This is a genomic window from Streptomyces noursei ATCC 11455, assembly GCF_001704275.1.
Lineage (GTDB): Bacteria > Actinomycetota > Actinomycetes > Streptomycetales > Streptomycetaceae > Streptomyces > Streptomyces noursei.
On sequence record NZ_CP011533.1, the window covers coordinates 210,805 to 230,463 of the forward strand.

General features: G+C 65.6%; 16 protein-coding genes and 3 pseudogenes. 10 read left to right on the forward strand and 9 right to left on the reverse strand.

Going from position 1 to position 19,659, the window contains the following annotated elements; genetic code table 11:
- The first annotated feature begins 36 nt into the window (after positions 1-36).
- Together SNOUR_RS00940 and SNOUR_RS00945 are read left to right on the forward strand one after the other, a co-directional pair.
- Positions 37-1,278 carry an IS701 family transposase gene (locus SNOUR_RS00940; protein WP_067357486.1) on the forward strand — a complete coding sequence of 414 codons (1,242 nt, stop codon included), beginning with the start codon at positions 37-39 and terminating at the stop codon, positions 1,276-1,278.
- A 198-nt stretch (positions 1,279-1,476) separates the two neighbouring features.
- Positions 1,477-2,712, forward strand: a complete 1,236-nt coding sequence (locus SNOUR_RS00945; protein ID WP_067343054.1) for an IS701 family transposase — start codon at positions 1,477-1,479, stop codon at positions 2,710-2,712.
- Between the two features lie 146 nt (positions 2,713-2,858).
- Here the strand turns inward: SNOUR_RS00945 and SNOUR_RS00950 are convergent, their stop codons facing one another.
- Complete coding sequence (locus SNOUR_RS00950) at positions 2,859-3,467, reverse strand: IS630 family transposase (RefSeq protein ID WP_376738485.1); 609 nt, start codon at positions 3,465-3,467, stop codon at positions 2,859-2,861.
- Positions 3,468-3,612: 145 nt separating this feature from the next.
- Here SNOUR_RS00950 and SNOUR_RS00955 point away from each other — a divergent pair, with 145 nt between their 5' ends.
- Positions 3,613-5,112 (forward strand): ISL3 family transposase, encoded by a 1,500-nt coding sequence (locus tag SNOUR_RS00955; RefSeq protein WP_159425740.1) that lies wholly within the window; start codon positions 3,613-3,615, stop codon positions 5,110-5,112.
- Here SNOUR_RS00955 and SNOUR_RS00960 read toward each other — a convergent pair.
- The 3 genes from SNOUR_RS00960 to SNOUR_RS00970 all read right to left on the reverse strand — a co-directional run bounded on the left by SNOUR_RS00960 (position 5,099) and on the right by SNOUR_RS00970 (position 8,269).
- The gene (locus tag SNOUR_RS00960) at positions 5,099-5,689 is read right to left on the reverse strand and encodes a helix-turn-helix domain-containing protein (protein WP_312631522.1); all 591 of its coding nucleotides are present in this window, start codon (positions 5,687-5,689) and stop codon (positions 5,099-5,101) included. The genes SNOUR_RS00955 and SNOUR_RS00960 overlap by 14 nt on opposite strands.
- Before the next feature lie 87 nt (positions 5,690-5,776).
- On the reverse strand, positions 5,777-7,228 hold the full coding sequence (locus SNOUR_RS00965; protein WP_067343055.1) for an MFS transporter: 1,452 nt from the start codon (positions 7,226-7,228) through the stop codon (positions 5,777-5,779).
- A gap of 27 nt (positions 7,229-7,255) precedes the next feature.
- A complete protein-coding gene (locus SNOUR_RS00970) occupies positions 7,256-8,269 on the reverse strand; it encodes an NAD(P)/FAD-dependent oxidoreductase (RefSeq protein WP_067357493.1) in 1,014 nt (337 codons plus the stop codon).
- Between the two features lie 91 nt (positions 8,270-8,360).
- On the opposite strand from SNOUR_RS00970, the gene SNOUR_RS00975 reads away from it, so the two are divergent.
- The 6 genes and pseudogenes from SNOUR_RS00975 to SNOUR_RS00995 all read left to right on the forward strand — a co-directional run bounded on the left by SNOUR_RS00975 (position 8,361) and on the right by SNOUR_RS00995 (position 13,682).
- Entirely contained in the window at positions 8,361-8,984 is a 624-nt protein-coding gene (locus SNOUR_RS00975; protein WP_067343058.1) for a helix-turn-helix domain-containing protein, read from the forward strand.
- A 151-nt stretch (positions 8,985-9,135) separates the two neighbouring features.
- Positions 9,136-9,267 carry a hypothetical protein gene (locus SNOUR_RS47720; RefSeq protein WP_312631527.1) on the forward strand — a complete coding sequence of 44 codons (132 nt, stop codon included), beginning with the start codon at positions 9,136-9,138 and terminating at the stop codon, positions 9,265-9,267.
- Positions 9,268-9,282: 15 nt separating this feature from the next.
- Positions 9,283-9,687, forward strand: coding sequence for an MFS transporter (locus tag SNOUR_RS00980; protein WP_067343060.1), 405 nt, complete (start codon positions 9,283-9,285; stop codon positions 9,685-9,687).
- Positions 9,688-9,718: 31 nt separating this feature from the next.
- A pseudogene (locus tag SNOUR_RS00985) lies at positions 9,719-10,641 on the forward strand (transposase).
- A 78-nt stretch (positions 10,642-10,719) separates the two neighbouring features.
- A pseudogene (locus tag SNOUR_RS00990) lies at positions 10,720-12,042 on the forward strand (ISL3 family transposase); the annotation flags it as partial.
- Positions 12,043-12,098: 56 nt separating this feature from the next.
- Positions 12,099-13,682, forward strand: a complete 1,584-nt coding sequence (locus SNOUR_RS00995; RefSeq protein WP_312631474.1) for an ISL3 family transposase — start codon at positions 12,099-12,101, stop codon at positions 13,680-13,682.
- Between the two features lie 84 nt (positions 13,683-13,766).
- On the opposite strand, the gene SNOUR_RS01000 is transcribed toward SNOUR_RS00995, so the two are convergent.
- The 5 genes and pseudogenes from SNOUR_RS01000 to SNOUR_RS01010 all read right to left on the reverse strand — a co-directional run bounded on the left by SNOUR_RS01000 (position 13,767) and on the right by SNOUR_RS01010 (position 18,468).
- Positions 13,767-14,165 carry a helix-turn-helix domain-containing protein gene (locus tag SNOUR_RS01000; protein WP_067343064.1) on the reverse strand — a complete coding sequence of 133 codons (399 nt, stop codon included), beginning with the start codon at positions 14,163-14,165 and terminating at the stop codon, positions 13,767-13,769.
- A gap of 259 nt (positions 14,166-14,424) precedes the next feature.
- On the reverse strand, positions 14,425-14,994 hold the full coding sequence (locus SNOUR_RS01005) for a hypothetical protein (RefSeq protein WP_079141968.1): 570 nt from the start codon (positions 14,992-14,994) through the stop codon (positions 14,425-14,427).
- A gap of 484 nt (positions 14,995-15,478) precedes the next feature.
- Positions 15,479-15,889: a hypothetical protein gene (locus tag SNOUR_RS45855; protein ID WP_159425741.1), complete on the reverse strand. Its 411-nt coding sequence runs from the start codon at positions 15,887-15,889 to the stop codon at positions 15,479-15,481.
- A 55-nt stretch (positions 15,890-15,944) separates the two neighbouring features.
- Complete coding sequence (locus tag SNOUR_RS45860; protein WP_159425742.1) at positions 15,945-16,625, reverse strand: hypothetical protein; 681 nt, start codon at positions 16,623-16,625, stop codon at positions 15,945-15,947.
- A 920-nt stretch (positions 16,626-17,545) separates the two neighbouring features.
- Positions 17,546-18,468 (reverse strand): annotated as a pseudogene (locus tag SNOUR_RS01010) (transposase).
- Positions 18,469-18,841: 373 nt separating this feature from the next.
- Here SNOUR_RS01010 and SNOUR_RS01015 point away from each other — a divergent pair.
- Complete coding sequence (locus SNOUR_RS01015; protein WP_159425743.1) at positions 18,842-19,633, forward strand: transposase family protein; 792 nt, start codon at positions 18,842-18,844, stop codon at positions 19,631-19,633.
- The last annotated feature ends 26 nt before the right edge of the window (positions 19,634-19,659 follow it).

The window sequence follows — 19,659 nt, forward strand, 5'->3', positions numbered from 1 at the left end:
TGATCGTGTGGTGTGTTGTGGTGCATGCTGCGGGTTGTGGATCTCGGGGAGGTTGAGCAACTGCGCGAGGATCTTGGTGAGTTCGTGGCCGAGGTGTTCTCCTCGATCAGACGCAAGGACCAGCGTGGGTGGGGTGATTGCTACCTGCGTGGGCTGATGCTCGATGGGCGGCGCAAGTCGATCCAGCCGATGGCCGAGCGGCTGCCGGACGGCAATATGCAGGCGTTGCAGCAGTTCGTCAGTCAGTCGCCTTGGGACCACGTTCCGGTGCTGCGGGCCGTGGCGTCCAAGGTGTGTGAGGCGATCGTTCCTGAGGCATGGGTGGTCGATGACACCTCCTTCCCCAAGGCAGGTAATCAGTCGGCCGGGGCGGCTCCGCAGTGGTGCGGCGCGTTGGGCAAGAAGTCGTTGTGCCAGGTGGGAGTGAGTCTCCACGCGGTCACCGACAGTGCCTCGGTTCCGTTGTCGTGGCGGTTGTTCCTTCCGCAGGAGTGGGCGGATCTGACTGATGAACGGCGCGTGAGGGCCGGGGTGCCTGTGGGTGTGGGGCACCGGGAGAAGTGGCGTTTGGCTTTGGATGCGGTCGACGAGGTGCTGGGGTGGGGACTGGCTGGCCGGGTTGTGGTGGCTGATGCCGGATACGGCCAGATGCATGCCTTCCGGGCCGGGCTGGTCGAGCGGGGCCTGGACTATGTGGTCGCCGTCCGCTCGGACACCAGTGCCCACCCCGGCGACGCGGCGCCGACCACGCCGGAGCGGGTGGGGCGGATGGGTGCCCCGCGGCTTCCCCGTTACCGTGAGCCGGCCCGATCGCTGAAAGATCTGGTCATGGCGGCCGGGCGGCCTCGGCTGCGGCGCTGCACCTGGCGGCAGGGCAGCAAGGGGGCAATGACAGGCCGGTTCATGGTGATGCAGGTCCGTCCGGCCGGCGTCGCGGCGAAGAAGACCGCCCTGGAACAGGCGGGCGGACGCGCACTGTGGGACGGCGTCCTGCCGGCTGAGACCCTGATCGCCCAATGGCCGCCCCACGAGGATGAACCCACGGACTATTGGCTGACCAGCCTGCCCGCCGACACCGCGCTGCGGCACCTGGTGCGGATGGCGAAGATCCGCTGGAGGATCGAGCACGACTACCGCGAGATGAAACACGGCCTGGGCCTGGACCACTTCGAGGGCCGCACCTGGCGCGGCTGGCACCACCACATCACCCTCGTCACCGCCGCCCACGCTTTCCTGACCCTCCGCCGCCTGGACCCAAAAGCCCAAGCGCCGGCCTGACCTTCTACCAAGTCCTCCAGGCCATGCAGGACCTGCTGCTGTGCTGGACCGGCGCATGCCCCACCTGCCACCGCCACTTATCGCCCCGCACGCGAAGACAACGCACCACACGATCAAAACCAACTTAACGAAGCACTACTAGTAGTACTTCGTTAACTCGATTTGATCGTGTCGGGCTGGGTAGGGCATGTTGTTTCGGTGGACTTTGGGGAAATCGAGGAACTGCGTGGTGAGTTGGCCGCGTTCGTGGCCGAGGTGTTCGCGTCGGTGCGACGCAAGGACACGCGTGGGTGGGGGGACTGCTACCTGCGGGGGTTGATGCTGGACGGCCGTAGGAAGTCGATTCAGCCGATGGCGGAGCGACTGCCGGATGGTGAGATGCAGGCTCTTCAGCAGTTCGTGAATCAGTCGCCCTGGGATCACACCGCGGTGTTGCGTGCGGTTGCCCTGAAGACCGTTCCGGTCGTTGATCCCATGGTGTGGGTGATCGACGACGTGTCGTTCCCCAAGGACGGGAAGATGTCGGTGGGGGTGGCCCGGCAATGGTGCGGGGCGCTGGGCAAGCAGTCCAACTGTCAGGTCGCCGTCAGCCTGCACGCCGCCTCCGACGCCGCTTCCGTGCCGATCTCGTGGCGGTTGTTCGTGCCCGAGGAGTGGGATGAGGACCTTGAGCGTCGCAGAAGGACGGGAATCCCCGAGGAGATCAGGCACCGGGAGAAGTGGCGCCTGGCGCTGGACCTGATCGACGAGGCGATCGCCTGGGGACTGGCCCCGCAGGTGATCGTGGCCGACGCGGGATACGGCCAGAACACAGCATTCCGGCAGGCGCTGGCCGACCGTGGCCTGGACTTCATCGTCGCGGTGCGGGCGGACGAGTCCGCTCACCCGCACGATGCGGTCCCCACCGCGCCCGCCTGGAGCGGAACGGGCCGCAAGCCCGCCGTCCGCTACCGCACCCCGGCACTGCCGCTGAAGGCACTGGCCGCCGAGGCGGGACGCAGGGCCTACCGGCAGGCGACCTGGCGAAAGGGCTCGCGCGGCCCGATGCGCTCCCGGTTCGCCGTCCACACGGTGCGGCCAGCCGGCGTGGCCACCCGCAGATTCGCCATGGCCAAGGCGGGCGGCTCCGCTGCCTGGGACGGTGTTCTGCCTACCGCGACCCTGCTGGCCGAGTGGCCCACCGGCGAGAAGGCGCCGACCGACTACTGGCTGACCAGCCTGCCCGCCGACACCCCGCTACGGAAACTGGCCCGCCTGGCCAAGATGCGCTGGCGCATCGAGCACGACTACCGCGAACTCAAACACGGCCTGGGCCTGGACCACTTCGAAGGCCGCACCTGGCGCGGCTGGCACCACCACACCACCCTGGTAACCGCCGCACACGCCTTCCTCACCCTCCACCGCCTGGACCCAAAAGCAACAGCGCCGGCCTGACCTTCTACCAAGTCCTCCACACCATGCAGGACCTGCTGCTGTGCTGGACCGGTGCATGCCCCACCTGCCACCGCCAGTTACCAACCCCAACCAGAAGCAAACAGCCCTCTCGAAGCCCAACCTAACGAAGTACTACTAGTGGCTCGTCACGCTGTCTTGGCGGGGTAATGAGTCCATGTTCGGATCGTTGAGTCTGGGGCGAAGTGTGTCTTCGGTTTCGTGTGAGTGTTGCGCCAGCGGACGTAGGCTCCGATGGCGGCGTTCTGCTCGTCGTGGCTGCGGTGGTCGGTGCCGTTGAGCGCGAAGTAGCGCAGGGCTGCGAACTCGGCCTCGATCCAGTTCAGCCAGGAGCCGTAGGTCGGCAGGAAGACCAGCTCGATGCCGTTGTCGGCCGCCCAGGTGCGGACCTCGGTGTGTTTGTGCGGGGAGAAGTTGTCCAGCACCACGTATAACTTCTGACCGGGCCAGCGGGCGCGCAGGGCCTTGAGGAGGCCGAGGAACTCTCGCCACCGCTTGCGCGGGCGGATGCGGTAGTACAGCTTGCCGGTGGCCAGATCGAGGGCGGCCAGCATGTGCCGCACTCCGCTTGTGCGGCGGTAGGTGGCCCGCAGCCGACGCGGGCGTCTGGCCGGCCCCCATGCCTTGCCCTTGCGGGGCATCAGGTTCAGCGGCCCGAACTCGTCGACGCATATCACCCGCCCGTCGGGTTGATGACGCTCCCTGAAAACGGCTCTGACCGCGCTTGCGTGAATCACCAGGTGAGGGGTGGGAACGCACGAACGTTTCGGCTTGGTGTTCCGCTGCGTGGTGATCAAGGCGATCGAGGATGTGCTGTTCCCTGGGGCCGATGTGCGAGTCGAGCGCGTCAGCGAATCCTTAGGCGAGCTCGTGGTTGAAGCGATGTCCACCAGTGGGCCGGGCCGTTGCCCAGACTGCCGACAGCGTGCGAGGCGCGTGCACAGTTCGTATCAACGACACCTCGCAGAGCGTCCGTTGGGCGCCCGCCGCGTGCTGGTCCGGCTCCGGGTACGGCGCTACTTCTGCGACCGCATGTCCTGTGCCCGCAAGACGTTCGCCGAACAGGTCGACGGTCTCACCGAGCGGCGACGCAGGTCGAGCGTGGGGCTGAAGACGTGGCTGCAATCGATCGCCACGGAACTGGGCGGACGTGCCGGTGAGCGGCTATGCCGCCAGTTGCGCCTGACCGCAGGGCGAACCAGGCTGCTGGGCCTGCTGGAGGCGCCACCGGTGCCGACACGGGCGCCGCGTGTGCTCGGCGTCGATGATTTTGCCTTCCGCAAGGGCCGCACCTACGGCACCGTCCTGGTGGATGCCGAAGCCGGCCGCGTCGTGGACGTGCTGCCCGACCGAACCGCCGAGACGCTCGCAGCCTGGCTGAAGGACCACCCGGGAGCGGAGATCATCTGCCGCGACCGCGCCACGGCCTACACCCGTGCGATCAAGGAAGCCGCCCCCAACGCCCGGGAAATTGCGGATCGTTGGCACTTGTTGCAGAACCTCTCTGCTGCAGTGGAGAAGACCTGCCACCAGCACCGGACCTGCCTGCGCAAACACGCCGAAGAGGAGGCCGGGGACAAGCCATCCGAACCGCCGACACTGGAGCTGCCACCGCCCGAGCTGCCCCGCACCCAGATCATCGAGCGCACCCGCCACCGCTACCAAGACATCCATCAACTCCTCGACAAAGGCTGGACCATCAGCGCCATCGCCCGCCGCCTGAACCTCGACCGCCAGACCGTCCGCCGCTTCCGCGACACCGACCTCGACCAGCTGCTGGCCTCGGCCCGCGACCGACGCCCCAACGGAGTACTCGAACCGTTCAAGGCATACCTCAACGCCCGCTTCACCGAGACCCAGGGCCAAGTCAGCGGCGTCCGCCTGTTCCACGAGATCCGCGAACGCGGCTACCGCGGGAGCCGCCAGGTCGTGCGCAGACATCTCACCGCCCTCCGGGCAGGCACCGCCGAACCCGTCCGCGCCGACATCCCCAGCCCACGCAAGATCACGTCATGGATCATGCTGCCGCGCGACAAACTCACCGACAGCCAGGAAGAACGACTGCTCGGCGTCCGGCTGGCCTGCCCTGACATCACCCGAGCCTGCGACCTGGCCCGGGCCTTCGCCGAACTCGTCCGCCACCAGCGCGGATTCTTGCTGATGCAATGGATCCGCCAAGCCGAACAGGACGCCCCGAAGCCCTTGCAGAGCTTTGCTGGCTCCCTCCGCCAAGACCTCGACGCGGTCACCGCCGGACTCACCCTGCCCTGGAGTTCCGGCGTCGTCGAAGGCCACGTGAACCGGATCAAAACCCTCAAACGAACGATGTACGGTCGAGCCTCTTTCAAACTCCTCCGCACCCGGGTCCTCACCCAGCCATGACGAACACGCAAGCGCGGTCAGAGCCGAAATCAGAGATCCTCATCAGGGTGTCGTACAACGCCAGGACGCGGTGCATCTTGGCGATGAACTCCGGGTCGGTGGACGCCTTCCAGGTCGTGGTGGTCTTCCAGGAGACCTTGCCCTCGCGCAGGATCCGACGCAGGGTCTCTCGGCTGATGGACGTGGTGACGTTCTGCCTGACCAGATGCTCGGCGAGCTTGGCAAGGCTCCAGGTGGAGAACGCGGTGATCTTCCAGTCGGTGGGGGACGTCCGGGCGATCAGGCAGATGTGCTCACGCACCTCATCGCTGATCGTCTTGGGACGTCCCCCGCTCCATTTTGGGTCCAGCGCGTCAAACCCCCGCTCGTTGAAGGCGTGGATGACCTCGCGAACGTAGTCCTCTCCGACCTGCATCAATGTCGTGATGTCCTTGACCGTCTGGCCCTGGGCGGACATGAGGACCACGATCGCCCGGCGGAGTTTCACCGGGTCCCTCGCGCTCCGGCTGATCCGCTGCAGCTTCCGGCCCTCGTCCACTGCGACCGGCCGGACGAACACACTCGGTCGACGTCCCACAACCACCTCCAAGACCAGGACTTGGAGACAGTCTGCTCGCCGACGACCAGCACATCGATTACCCGACCAAGGCTGTGTGACGAGCCACTAGCTAGAGGGAGTTCGGCGGAGCAGTGCGACCGCTACAAGTGCCGCGGCGAGGTAGACGGCACCACCCGCGCCGAAGGCCCATGCGTAGCCGGCCACCACGTCGGTCTGTGTGGCCGCTACCGCCATCAGTGCAGCCAGCCCAACCGTGGGGCCCAGCTCCATCGCGGTGTTCATGACGCCGCCCGCTAGGCCAGCTTGGTGACCGGGTACGTCCGCGGTGGTAAGGACGGCCGATCCGGAGAAGACGAGCGAGGTGCCAGCCGGCAACAGGATCAGACCAGGCAGCAGGCCAAGGGCAAAGGAGGTGTCGTGGTCGAGGCCAGCAAGCAGGGCCAGCCCCACAGCGCCTATAACCAGACCCGCGACAGTTACCCTGCCCGCCCCGAACCGGCCAACCAGCGCTGCCGCCGCACGATTCGTCGCGATCAATGCGACGGTGAACGGCAGGAACGCGCCCGCTGTCGCCAGCGGCGACCAACTGCGAATCTGCTGAAGGTAGAGCGCGAGCAGGACGGTTACCAGGCCAATGCCGGCCGCCGCAAGCATGACCCCGGCCAGCCCCACGATGCGGTGTGGCGTGCGGATGAACCCAGGCGGCAGCAGTGGGTGGCGGACGCGACGTTCCAGGGCGAGGAACGCGCCGAGCAGCACAGCGCCGATGGCGAGCGGGACAAGCACGGTAGCCGAGCCCCAGGGGCGGTCTTCGCTGACGATCAGCCCGTAGCTGGCGAGGGAGATGCCGAGCGTGGCGAGCACGGCGCCAGCGGGATCCAGACCAGGGCGGGCCTGGGACTCTGTGGCGGGCCCGTCCGGCAGCAGGTGCCGGGTCACAGCCAAGGCCAGGGCGGCGACGAGGACAGGCACAGCGAACATCCAGCGCCACGAGATCCAGGTGGTGACCGCGCCCGAGGTGAGGGTGCCCACCGCCGCGCCGAGCACGGACACGCCACCCCAGGTGGCCATCGCCCGGCTGAAGCGGGCCGGCTCAGGGAAGACCGCGCGCAGGGCCGCCAGCGCCGCGGGCGCAGTCAGTGCCGCCCCGACTCCCTGTCCGAAGCGTACGGCCACCAGTGCCTCGAAGGTGGGTGCAAAGGCGGCTGTCGCGGAGGCGAGCCCGAAGAGGGACAGCCCAACCATGAACAGCCGCCGCCCACCGTACCGGTCTGCGAGTCGCCCGCCGAATAGCAGCAGCCCGCTGTAGGGCAGCCCGTACGCCGTCTGAATCAGCACCAGATCCGCTGAGCTGAGGTCGAGTTCTCGTGCGATGTCGGGCAGGGGGATCGAGATCAGGGTGATGGTGAAGATCAGAGTCGCTTGGACGATGGCAAGCACTGCGAATGCGAGGCCGGTGGCCGGGCGCGGGCGCCCGGTTCTGACGCCAGTGGCTACATTCTGATTGCTTGTGGAGAGGGGCTGTTCGGTGATGCTGTCTTGGGGCGCTATGGGCATGGTGAGGTTTCTCCTTGGCCTTCAAGGTCAGGGCAGTTGGGGGATCGCCCTGGTAGAGGCCGGGGACTTCTCGACTGCTGTGTCGTGGTCCTCGACGGCCCGTTCGACGTCCTCCTGGAGGAGGTCGTGGTTGATGGCAATGGCGGCCGCCGATCCCATCCCGGCTGCGGTGACCACCTGGGCCCGGGGATCAGTAACGTTGCCTACCGCCCAAACCCCAAAGACGTTGGTACGGCCGGTAGTGTCGGTGACCACCCAGCCCCCTTCGTTCTTCTCGCATCCGAGGTCAGTGAGCAGGGCATCGTTTGGCACCATGCGGGGGAAGAGGAAGACCACGCTGCGGGGCACGATGTGGCCCTCGGCCAGTTCGACCCCGCGTAGCCGGTCCTCGTCCACCACAAGCTGCTTGATCAGGCCCTCGGCGATGCGTACGCCATAGGCCCTCAGTTGCTCGCGTGCCTGGCCGGTCACTTCCAGGGTGTGGGGAAAGAAGACGACGTCGTCGGACCACTGCCGTAGCAGCAGTGCGTGCTCCACGGCGTTCGGGTGGGTTCCGAGCACTCCGAGGGGCTGGTCGCGTACTTCGTAGCCGTGGCAGTACGGGCAGAACAGCAGGTCCTTTCCCCAGCGTTCATGTACGCCGGGGATCTTGGGCAATTCGTCACGCAGCCCGGTGGCCACGAGAACCCGGCGGGCCTTGAGGACAGGTCCGCCCTCCAGGTGGACGAAGAAGCCTTGGGCAATATGGTCCACCCGGCCCTCGATTAGCTTCACCCCATACCGGGCCACCTCGTCCCGACCCACCGCCAGCAGCGACGCTGGCGACATACCATCCCTGGACAAGAAACCCTGCATATGACTGGCCGGGGCGTTGCGGGGTTGGCCGGCATCTACCACCGCCACTCGGCGGCGGGCTCGGCCCAGCACGAGCGCAGCGTTCAAACCACCCGCCCCGGCGCCGACCACCACCACGTCGTAGACCGACTCGTCTGGCCCGTCGTTCTTCGCACCCTGTTGTGCGTCGTTCCTTGGCTCGCTCACGGCGATCACCTCCGGTACGAAGGCTGCGGCCAGAACCCACGAGCGACAACTTTTGTTGCCGTTTCGGGGACAGGCGCGGTGCAATGGAGGTATGGAGCACTCCCCTGTCGTCGCCCAAGCTCTCGCCGATGTCGGCCCTCGCCTCAAGCGGTTGCGCACTGAGCGCAGCGTGACCCTGGCCGCGTTGTCTGAAGCCACCGGCATTTCCAAGAGCACCCTGTCCCGGCTGGAATCCGGCCAACGCCGCCCCAGCCTGGAACTCCTCCTGCCTATCGCTCAAGCCCACCAGGTTCCCCTGGATGAACTGGTCGGCGCCCCTGAGGTGGGCGATCCCCGCATCCGCCTGACCCCCAAGAAGGTGGATGGCAACACGGTCCTTCCTCTGACCCAGCACCCGGGCCCGCTACAGCCATACAAGACCGTCATTCCGGCGCACCGGGACACACCCGATCCGTGCACCCACGAGGGCTACGAGTGGCTCTACGTGCTGGCCGGACGCCTGCGCCTGGTGTTGGCCGACCACGACTTGGTTCTAGGCCCGGGCGAAGTCGCCGAGTTCGACACCCGCCTGCCACATTGGTTCGGCAGCACCGGCGACGGCCCCGTGGAAATCCTCAGCCTCTTTGGGCGCCAAGGCGAACGCATGCACGTCCGTGCCAGGCCAAGCGCTCGCAAGCGGCCCGCTCCTGACCGCCCAGGTCAAGCGGAGATCTGACCGTCAGCGCCAGTCGACCAGGCCCTTCCCTCGCCCCACCGGGCAATGCAAGCGCCGGCATGCAGGGATGTTGCGATATCGGCAACGCTATTTGCGTGTGTTTCGCCACGGGGCGCACCGTGTTCCTGGCGGTATCCCGACCGCTGTGAGGATGGTGGCGATGATGATGGGTGCCCGACTTAGCCGCGCGGCATCGTTCTGGTTCCTCACGGCGACGCTGGTGGCGGTGATGGCCGCAGCCGGTGCGCCCTCCCCGCTGTACGTGGTTTACCAGGCGCAGTAGGGCTTCTCGGCCGGCATGGTGACGGTGGTCTTCGCCGTCTTCGTCTTCACCCTGCTGCTTGCCCTGCTCATCGTCGGAAAGGTGTCGGACTATGTCGGCCGACGCCCTGTGGTGATTGTGGCCCTGTTGGTCGAGGCGATGAGCATGGTGGTGTTCATCGCTGCCGATGGTGTGGGCTGGCTGCTGGCCGCGCGTGCCGTACAGGGACTGGCCACCGGTGCGGCGATAGGTCCCCTCAGCGCTGCCCTGGTCGACCTGCGACCAGCCCGCCGCCAGGGCCTGGGGGAGCTGGTGGCCAGCACCGCCCCACCTATCGGAAATGGCTCGGGGCGCTGGGAGCGGGGCTGCTCGTGGAATACGGTCCCGCCCCCACCACCTTGCGGCGTGGTGCGCGACAGTGATCGTAGTTTGGGGCCGTGACGTGAAGAGGGCCGTACGGGTTAGGGAGGTTGTGACGCAATCCTTGTCCCGTACGGCCTTTTCGCATCCTATCTGTACCGGCATCTCGCGGAGGCAACTCGGCAAGATCATCACCGAGTTGGTGGGACCGTGGCTGGCGCGGGAGGAGTCTCGGCTGTGTGAACGTCGAGGTCACGAGCGTGTGCGGGCCGAGGGCGGAGGCCCGGACCATCAGCTGGTTTTCACCGATCGGGTGATCACCACCCTGGTCATCTTGCGCTTCCAGCTCCCGCACGCAGCCCTTGCCGTCTTCTACGGTGTCGATCGCTCCACCGTCACCCGTGCCGTCCATGAGATCCGGCCGCTGCTCGCCGCCCGCGGATTCGCTGTGCCCGGCAAGCCTGGGTTGCGGCTGCGGACCCTGGCCGATGTCTTCGCCTACGCGGCGGCGGCAGGTGTCGAGTTGCGGATCGACGGGACCGAAGTGCAGGTTCGCCGTCCCCGGGCCGGCCGGCCCGGACGCCGGGCCTTCGTCTCCGGCAAGCGTAAGCAGAACACGAAGAAGACCACTGTGATCAGCGACGGGGCGGGCCGCACCCTGTGGACTGGAGCAGTTCGCCCAGGCCGCATGCATGACCAAACTGCGCTCAAAACCGAAGGATCGGCGACCTGTTCCCCCGGTATCCGCAAGTCAAAGCCCAGGTCGACGCCGGGTACCGGGGTCTGGCCAAGGACTTTCCCGACCAGGTGACCGCACCACCGAAGAGGCCCGGAAAGAGTGCCGATGCCGTGGATATCGCTGCCTGGGAACAGGCACGCAAGACCCAGTCCTCAGCCAGGATCCCCGTCGAGCACGTCAATGCCGAACACAAGGCATGGCGCCCTCTCCAACGCTGGATCGGACGCCGCGAGTACTACGACCAAACCCACCTCGCCATCGCCAGTCTGGTCTCCGACCGCACCGCCATCCGGTAAACACCACCCACCACCCCACCAGACCGGCACCCCCAAACCCCAGTCGCGCACCACGCCGTCAGCTTCCGGTATGGCCGGCGAAGCCAGCTCCAGCAGGCGATGCTGGTGGCGATTGGCCGCCTCCTGGCTGGGCGGGCGGGCTCCCGTCTCGCCGGCATGCTGCACTGCCCGGTCAGCCCGAACACCCTGCTCAGACGCGTCCGGGCCTTGCCGGCCAACCCACCGAACAGAAGTCCGCGGGTGCTTGGGGCGGATGACTTTGCTCTCAAACGCGGTCATGTCTACGGCACCGTCCTCATCGACATCGAGGCAGGCCGCGCCGTGGACGTACTGCCAGATCGCACCGCAGAGACCTTCACCGCCTGGCTGCAACAACACCCCAGGGCCGAGATCGTCTGCCGGGACCGGGCCAGCGCCTACGCGGAGGCAGTCCGCACCGCCGCACCGGAAGCGGTCCAGATCGCAGACCGCTTCCACCTCTGGCTGAACCTCTGCAAGACGGTAGAGAAGTGCGTCGTCGCCCATCGCCGCTGTCTCACCCCACCTGAGGAAGAGGCCCAGGACGAGGTGACGGAGCCACCTGCCGGGCCACCGGTCATCGAGGGCAAGCGGGCGGCGAACACCCGGCGAAACTTCGCCGCGGTGCACGAGATGTACGACAAGGGTGTCGCCATCGAGGTGATCTCGAAGGCGCTGCGAATGGACCGCAAGACGGTACGCAAGTATGCCCATGCGGCCGCTGTCGAGGACCTGTTGCGCCCACCACGGCAGAAGCGGAACATGCTGCAGCCCTGGGCCGAGTACCTCAACATGCGCTGGCAGGAAGGCTGCACCGACAGCGGACGGCTGTTCCGCGAGATCCAGCAACGCGGCTATCGGGGCAGCAGCCGCAGCGTCCGCCGCTGGCTCGAACCCCTGCGATCCTCCGAGGCCCCTACACCCAAGAGGTCCGCGGCACCCACCGTCCGGCAGGTCGTCAGCTGGCTCACCCGCCACCCCGACAACTTCGCCTCCGGCCAGCAACTCCGCCTCAAGTGCGTCCTGACTGTTTGCCCCGAACTCGCCGATCTCCGCAGGCATATCGGGGACTTCGCCAGGATGATGAAGAACCTCGACGGCCACCTCCTGTCACGCTGGATCAAGGCAGCCAAGGGCAGCGAACTGCCACCCCTGCACAGCTTCGCCAGCAACCTCAACAAGGACTTCGACGCCGTGACCGCCGGCCTGACCCTGCCCTACTCCAGCGGCATGGTTGAAGGGCATGTAAATCGGGTCAAATTCCTCAAACGCCAGGGTATGGGCGAGCCAACTTCGACCTCCTCCGGCGGCGTGTGTTGCTCACCCCGTAGCGGTCACGCTCGGTCATCCCGAAATGTTGCTCAGAGCCTTACGGGGCTCTGATCAACATTTCGGGATGACCGTGCGTAACTGATCTCCAACCCCCTTGTTGACCAGGTGTGTTAGGAGATCACATAGCCAAGACGCTGCTGCCGCACCTGGCCAGCGTCGCGATCGAGGACATACGAGCTGATGGTGGATGTATCTGTATCACTGCCTCGGCGGCTGCTCGCTCAGCCCAGTGCCCAGGCTGCGGGACGCACTCACAGCGAGTCCACGACCGATATCGTCGGCGGCTCGCTGACGTCGCGATCGGTGGACGGGCGACGACGATACATCTGACGGTTCGCCGGTTCCGGTGCGAGCAGTCGTCGTGCCCGCGCAGAACCTTCGTCGAGCAGGTCGACGGGCTCACCTTCCGCCACGGCCGCCGCAGCCAACTGCAGCAGGCGATGCTGATATCGATCGCACGCTGCCTGGCCGGTCGGGCCGGTGCCCGGCTCGCCGCCCTGCTGCACTGCGCGATCAGCCCGAACACCCTACTCAACCGTGTGCGGAGGCTGCCTGCCGAGCCGCCGGAGCGGAGCCCGCGGGTACTGGGCGTCGACGACTTCGCACTCAAGCGCGGTCACGTCTACGGCACCGTCCTCATCGACATCGAGACCGGCCGCGTCGTCGACGTCCTGCCCGACCGCACCGCCGAGACCTTCACCGCCTGGCTCGAAGAACATCCCGGCGCCGAGATCGTGTGCCGTGACCGCGCGAGCGCGTACGCGGAGGCGATCCGCACGGCCGCGCCGGATGCGGTCCAGATCGCAGATCGCTTTCACCTCTGGCAGAACCTGTGCAAGGCGGTTGAGAAGTGCGTCGTCGCCCACCGCTCCTGCCTCACTCCGGCCGAGGAGGCGAACCAGGACGCCCTGGTGGAACGGCCTGCCGAGCCGCCGGCGATCGAGGGCAAGCGGGCCGCGAACACACGCCGCAACTTCGCGGCGGTGCACGAGATGTACGACAAGGGCGTCGCCATCGAGGTGATCGCCAAGTCCCTGCGGATGGACCGCAAGACAGTCCGCAAGTACGCCCACGCGACAGTCGTCGAGGACCTGCTCTCGCCGCCGCGGCAGAGCCGACGGATGCTGCAGCCCTGGGCCGAGTACCTCAATATGCGCTGGCAGGAGGGGTGCACTGACAGCGGGCGCCTGTTCCGCGAGATTCAGGAACGCGGCTACCGCGGCAGCAGCCGCAGTGTCCGGCGCTGGCTCGAGCCGTTGCGCTCCGCCGAGTCGCCGACCCCGAAGAGGTCGGAGGCGCCCACGGTCCGGCAGGTCACCGGCTGGCTCACCTGTCACCCCGACAACCTCAGCTCCGGTCAGCAGCTCCGCCTCAAGCGCATCCTGGCCGATTGCCCTGAACTCGCCGATCTACGACGGCACATCGCGGCGTTCGCCGCGATGATGAAGAACCTCGACGGCCGTCTGCTGCCCCGCTGGATGAAGGCGGCCCAGGGCAGCGAGCTGCCACCCCTGCGCGGTTTCGCCCGCAACCTCAGCAAGGACCTCGACGCCGTCACCGCCGGCCTCACCCAGCCCTACTCCAGCGGCATGGTCGAGGGCCACGTGAACCGGGTGAAATACCTCAAACGTCAAGGGTATGGACGGGCCAACTTCGATCTCCTGCGGCGCCGTATTTTGCTCACACCGTGAGCCGATCACGCACGGTCATCCCGAAATGTTGATCAGAGCCGCTTACGGAGGCCGCCGTCACACACCGCCTATCCGCGCACGCTGTTATTCCGCGGTGATGACCTGGAGGTTCACGCCCTCGTGGCGGACCTTGCCCGAGAAGTGGCCTGCGGCAGCCACCCGGTCGGTCTCGGCGACGGTACCGTCCCATAGCACGTAGCCGTCCGCGTGGTGGCTGGTGAGCGCCTCAAGCAACGAGGGCGCGAACACGGCGAGCCGCTCGATCGTGTCGTGCACGTAGCGCCAGGCGGTGGCCACGCCGATGCCGAACCCGGCCGCGATCTGTTCGAACGTGTCGTGCTTTCGCAGGTACACCAGCGTGCACCGAGCGCGGTCGTACGAGCCGAGCTTGCAGGGCCGCTCCCCTTCCAACACGACCAGGGTCAGCATCACCATTTCGAGGAGTTCCCACTCCACGTCACACGCGGCAGGATAGGTGAACACCGGGGCATCTCCGCTGGTCAGGCTCGTTGTGGTGATCTGCCCAACCACGCAGATGCCCCGCCCGTTCCCCTATGTCAACACCGCAGCACCGCCCCACCCACCAGAGCTACGGATGGAAAAGGCTCCAGGGCAGGGACTTGAGCTGCTTGCGGAGCCTTTTTACTTCCGTGAACAGGCATCCCGGACTCTGCGTGGACGCGTCATCGACGCTGAACATATCCGGCAAGATAGCTGCGCCCAGCTGGCGCCAAGCCGTCTGTCACTTGGCGGGTGTAAAAGCGTCGAGCACATCGAGGATCAGCTCGAATGACGATCTGGCCCCTGTGCCGAATGCCGCCGCCAACGTGTAGCCGACCGCAGCGTCCGGCGGTTGCACCTTCATAGAAGGCTGCCATTTGGCCTCCACCGAACCATCGCCGCGTGAGGTAAAAACTCCGATGTGCCGCCTGTTCTTGAGAAGCTTGCTGTCGGCATCGCCGCAGGGAACCAAGCGGTAGGTGGTACCGCCGTAAGTCGTATCTACGCGGTAGGAACGCCGTGTGAGATGCCCTCTGGTCGGAGAGACGCGTACCTGGGTGCCGGCGACGGTCATGGACAGCCCGGACCCGTCGCGCGTGCCGATCGGGACGCACTCGTTGTTTGTCCCACCGGGCAGTCGGCTGAGTTCGACGCGGGGAATACGCTCTCCTTCGACCACCAGCGTCCCGTGCTCGGTGTCCAGATCCACACTGATGTTGCCGAAGACGCCATCAGCAATCGTGCCCATGGAGCCCGGGCCTGGGAACGGGGCATCCCCGGTACTGGAGAAGGGGAGATTCGGATCGCTCATGGAGGTTTCCTAGCCATTGAGAGGCGCTGCGTACTAGCCATGGAAGATCTCATGCCTATTATAGTGACATAAATGCATGTATGACGCAGGTCCGTGCACTGCGAGGGGATTATGATCACCTGACGCCCCACGCCGAAGGCGACACCGAGCGGGTGTTCATCACCCCGCACTCGATCCCCCGCGACCAGAAGGAACGCAGGATCGGCGACGAGTTGGTCGGGGGTGCATCCCTTGGTCTTAATCAGTCGTCGCAACACCGGCAGGAGCTCGAACAGCTCGTGCGGGACGTCGAGCATGGAAGAGTACGGAATCAACAGGGCCCCTCGGGCATTGCCGTGGTGAGTGAAGTCACCATGGCAACGACGAGGGGCCCTGCCGCGTTACCTTGCACCCCACCTGATGAGCCCTTTTACCCCTGCCAGGGGCGGGCTGAAAGAGGTTTAATGCGAACGCGTTCTGCTGCAAGTTGTGGAAGTCGGGAGCCTCAGTTCCAGCCGATTTGAGGGTCGAAGATGGTACCCCATGTTTTTATATTTGCTGTCCGGTTACTGCCTTGACAGTACGTTATTTCAGCCCCTCCTTTGACCCACTTCTTGTTTCCGAAGGGGTCAATCCAGTTGGCGCGTGCTGTGATCTTGTCGTTATCCTTGAGGCCGAGGGTGGTAAGGTCGGTGGAGGCGCTCTGGGCAAGAGGGGTGTTGCTTCCGTTTCTCCACACCTCCCCGCTCTTGTTCCCATCAAGGTAGTATTGGGCGACGTAGCCAGCTTCATTGTAGAAGCTGACCTTGTTGAATCCGACTCCAGGATTACCGCACTTTCCTGCGGCTGTGGCGGTCGGCCCAGTGCTGAGCGTGGCGGTGGCTGCCGCGAGTGTAGCCAATGCGCCTAGCGCCATGGCTCGCCGCCAAGGCCGAGTCCTGCGGAGTTCTTTTGTCACTACCATCCCTTTTCTAGAAGACGACGGCCGGTGCCGCATCGGCAGTGCCGGTTCCCTTGCTGCAGTCGGCCTTTCCTGACTTGACGGTGATGACGTCTTGCGGTGCGCCGTTGATAGGGGGGACCGCCATTTTCTGATTTGGGAGCAGGTGGTGGTAGTGTCCGGCAACCGCAGCATCGTAGTTCGTCTTTAGAGTCCCGGTGATAACGTCCTTGATCGCCGAAACCTCGATCCAGGAAGACTTCCCGGGGCTGACTGTAACCGTCTGCTGTGCCGACACGGTCTTCGAGTCTGTCCATGTCTTGTTGTAGGACCCCTGAATGGCGCCCTTTACGGCGAGGGCGACTGGGGTGCCTGCGGGGGTGCCAAGGGACAGGTCTCCGCTACCGCCGATGGTGAACCCTGTGGTGACACTGTTGGTGTAATCAGCCTTCAGCTGATATGTGAGGTCTCCCGACTTTTGGCAATTTTGATAGATTGCCGAGACGCGCTGAGGCTTAGTTTTGTACTGCTTGCCATCTTTGGTGACGTCTTCGTATGTGCACTTCGCTATACCAGATCCACATTGGGCGAGGATCTGATCTTTTGTCAGGGCCTGTGCGCCCGGAGCATTTGTCACAGCTCCGGCCAGCGCGAGCGCGAGCGTTGCACCAACGGGTACGAGGCGTCGCACCGGCAACCCAGAAATTGACACGTCCCACTCCTAATGAACTCTTGCGACGTATGTGAACGCTTGGAAAATGAGCGCTGCCGATAGAAAACTGCCTGGTGAGGAGCGCGTCCTTGAACGCGCCTTCACCCTGCACACCCCATCGGGAAGGGGTGAGAAGGGGATGCCCACTAGTTAATGGGGAATGAGGCAGTCGTGTCATCACATGAAAAGGCGAAACGGTCTTGTTGGGGTGAGGGGCAGGGTTGAAGCGTTCTCGCCTGTCGAGAGGAGGGTGGCACAGATCGCGGGTGTTCGGCCCGGTGGATGCACGAAGCGCGACTTCGGATGATCGAGGTGTCTGAAGCCGTTGATCGTCCAGGGGGCGTCCGTTGGCCTGGATCGACGCCGATGCCTGGACCCGGCTATCGGTGACTGGCTCGCTGGTCAGCTCGAACCTGTCGACGGGCTGCGGGCCCTGGCTGTGGGCGGCAAGTCCCTGCGCGGCTCGCTCGCTGCCGCTTGAACCACGGCCCATCTGCTCGCCGCGGTCCTGCACGGTGAGAAGGCGGTGATAGCCCAACGCCTGGTTGACTCCAAGAGCAGTGAGCTTCTTCAGTTTGGTCACGCAGGGGTGGCGGGGTCTCGGGAGTTGACTCAGCGCTGATCTCGGGATTTTGGTCCTCAACCAGCCAGCCCCTTCCCTCTGCTATCACGCATTTGGTGGCTGAGCTGAAGAAGCTCGATGAGATCACCGCGTTCCGGCCCCGCGTGCTTCGCTGGAACTCGTGGGCACCGTTGTTGTGTTCGATGCGCTGCGGCCTCGGACTGATCGCTCCCGGTTCCTCGTGGAGGAGAGGGGGCCCGCTACTGCATCGCAGTGGTCAAGGGCAACCACCCGAGCTGACGGCGTGGTGCGCGACTGGGGTTTGGGGGTGCCGGTCTGGTGGGGTGGTGGGTGGTGTTTACCGGATGGCGGTGCGGTCGGAGACCAGACTGGCGATGGCGAGGTGGGTTTGGTCGTAGTACTCGCGGCGTCCGATCCAGCGTTGGAGAGGGCGCCATGCCTTGTGTTCGGCATTGACGTGCTCGACGGGGATCCTGGCTGAGGACTGGGTCTTGCGTGCCTGTTCCCAGGCAGCGATATCCACGGCATCGGCACTCTTTCCGGGCCTCTTCGGTGGTGCGGTCACCTGGTCGGGAAAGTCCTTGGCCAGACCCCGGTACCCGGCGTCGACCTGGGCTTTGACTTGCGGATACCGGGGGAACAGGTCGCCGATCCTTCGGTTTTGAGCGCAGTTTGGTCATGCATGCGGCCTGGGCGAACTGCTCCAGTCCACAGGGTGCGGCCCGCCCCGTCGCTGATCACAGTGGTCTTCTTCGTGTTCTGCTTACGCTTGCCGGAGACGAAGGCCCGGCGTCCGGGCCGGCCGGCCCGGGGACGGCGAACCTGCACTTCGGTCCCGTCGATCCGCAACTCGACACCTGCCGCCGCCGCGTAGGCGAAGACATCGGCCAGGGTCCGCAGCCGCAACCCAGGCATGCCGGGCACAGCGAATCCGCGGGCGGCGAGCAGCGGCCGGATCTCATGGACGGCACGGGTGACGGTGGAGCGATCGACACCGTAGAAGACGGCAAGGGCTGCGTGCGGGAGCTGGAAGCGCAAGATGACCAGGGTGGTGATCACCCGATCGGTGAAAACCAGCTGATGGTCCGGGCCTCCGCCCTCGGCCCGCACACGCTCGTGACCTCGACGTTCACACAGCCGAGACTCCTCCCGCGCCAGCCACGGTCCCACCAACTCGGTGATGATCTTGCCGAGTTGCCTCCGCGAGATGCCGGTACAGATAGGATGCGAAAAGGCCGTACGGGACAAGGATTGCGTCACAACCTCCCTAACCCGTACGGCCCTCTTCACGTCACGGCCCCAAACTACGATCGCTGTCGCGCACCACGCCGTAACTGTTCAGGACCTTCTCCACCACGGGGAGCAGGCCCGTCCAGCGCCGTGAGACAGTGCTTGGGAGATCCCAAACAGCTCGGCTGCCGCCTCCTGGACGGGGTTCTGGCGCAGCAGGAACAACACGAGGACCACCGACTTGTACAGGCCCAACGCCCACATCAGTGACGGCCTCACAGCGGGGCTCGGATCCTCTACGAGTACCTGGAGGCCTATTCACGGGGGTTTCAACCATCGTTCTTGATCACGAGGACGGCCCTGCTCGGTAGCGTGACGTTTGCGACGACGTCAGTTTTCTACCGTGGCAGGGCCGTTGAGCTGGAACATTACGACAGGACTGGACACCGAGCAACTTGACGGGCTGGTCGCACGAGTTCACCAAGAGCTCGTGCAGGATCCGGACCCACCGGTGATGCCGGGGCGGATGTGGGCGCTGGGCCTGTACAAGTCGGTGGTGTTGGTGCTGTTCCTGCTGCGGCAGAACCCAGTCCAGGAGGTGGCCGCCGAGTTGTTCGGGATCTCCCAGGCCACCGTCTCCAGGCGATGGACGGCCCTGCTGCCGATGGTGGAGAAGGTCCTGGCCACGCACGTTCCCGATCCCACCGAGGCCTCTGCCGGCCGGATCGTACTCGTGGATGGCACCTTGGTCACGACGTGGGACTGGTCCAGCGAGGGCACCACGATGTTCTCCGGCAAGCACCGCGACACCGGCTTCAACCTGCAGACCGCCGCCACTCTCGCCGGCGACCTGCTCGCGGTCTCCGCGCCGGTGCCCGGCAGCCGGCACGACATGCACGCCTGGCGCCAGTCCCACTTCCCCGAGGCATTCACCGAACGCGAGGGCATAGGCGACCTGGGCTACGCCGGCTCCCGACTGTTCACCCCCAGGCGCAAGCCGCCCGGCCAGGAACGATCCGCCGGAGACAAGAGAGCCAACCGCTCCGTCAACACGCTCCGAGCCGCAGTCGAACGGGCCATCGCGCACCTGAAGAACTGGAAGATTCTCGCCACCCGCTACCGCGGCCCCCTCACCCGCTTCCCCGACATCGTCAAGACCGTCACCGCCCTCACCTTCTACACAAGAGGCTGGTGAGGCCTACGTGAATAACCCTCCTGGTG

What these genes read in the sequence shown, in the direction of transcription:
- SNOUR_RS00955 (WP_159425740.1), top strand. Translation starts at nt 3,613, where the DNA reads ATGTCCACCAGTGGGCCGGGCCGTTGCCCAGACTGCCGACAGCGTGCG.
- SNOUR_RS00965 (WP_067343055.1), bottom strand. Translation starts at nt 7,228, where the DNA reads ATGCCCATAGCGCCCCAAGACAGCATCACCGAACAGCCCCTCTCCACA.
- SNOUR_RS00975 (WP_067343058.1), top strand. Translation starts at nt 8,361, where the DNA reads ATGGAGCACTCCCCTGTCGTCGCCCAAGCTCTCGCCGATGTCGGCCCT.
- SNOUR_RS47720 (WP_312631527.1), top strand. Translation starts at nt 9,136, where the DNA reads ATGGTGGCGATGATGATGGGTGCCCGACTTAGCCGCGCGGCATCGTTC.
- SNOUR_RS00980 (WP_067343060.1), top strand. Translation starts at nt 9,283, where the DNA reads ATGGTGACGGTGGTCTTCGCCGTCTTCGTCTTCACCCTGCTGCTTGCC.
- SNOUR_RS01005 (WP_079141968.1), bottom strand. Translation starts at nt 14,994, where the DNA reads ATGAGCGATCCGAATCTCCCCTTCTCCAGTACCGGGGATGCCCCGTTC.
- SNOUR_RS45855 (WP_159425741.1), bottom strand. Translation starts at nt 15,889, where the DNA reads ATGGCGCTAGGCGCATTGGCTACACTCGCGGCAGCCACCGCCACGCTC.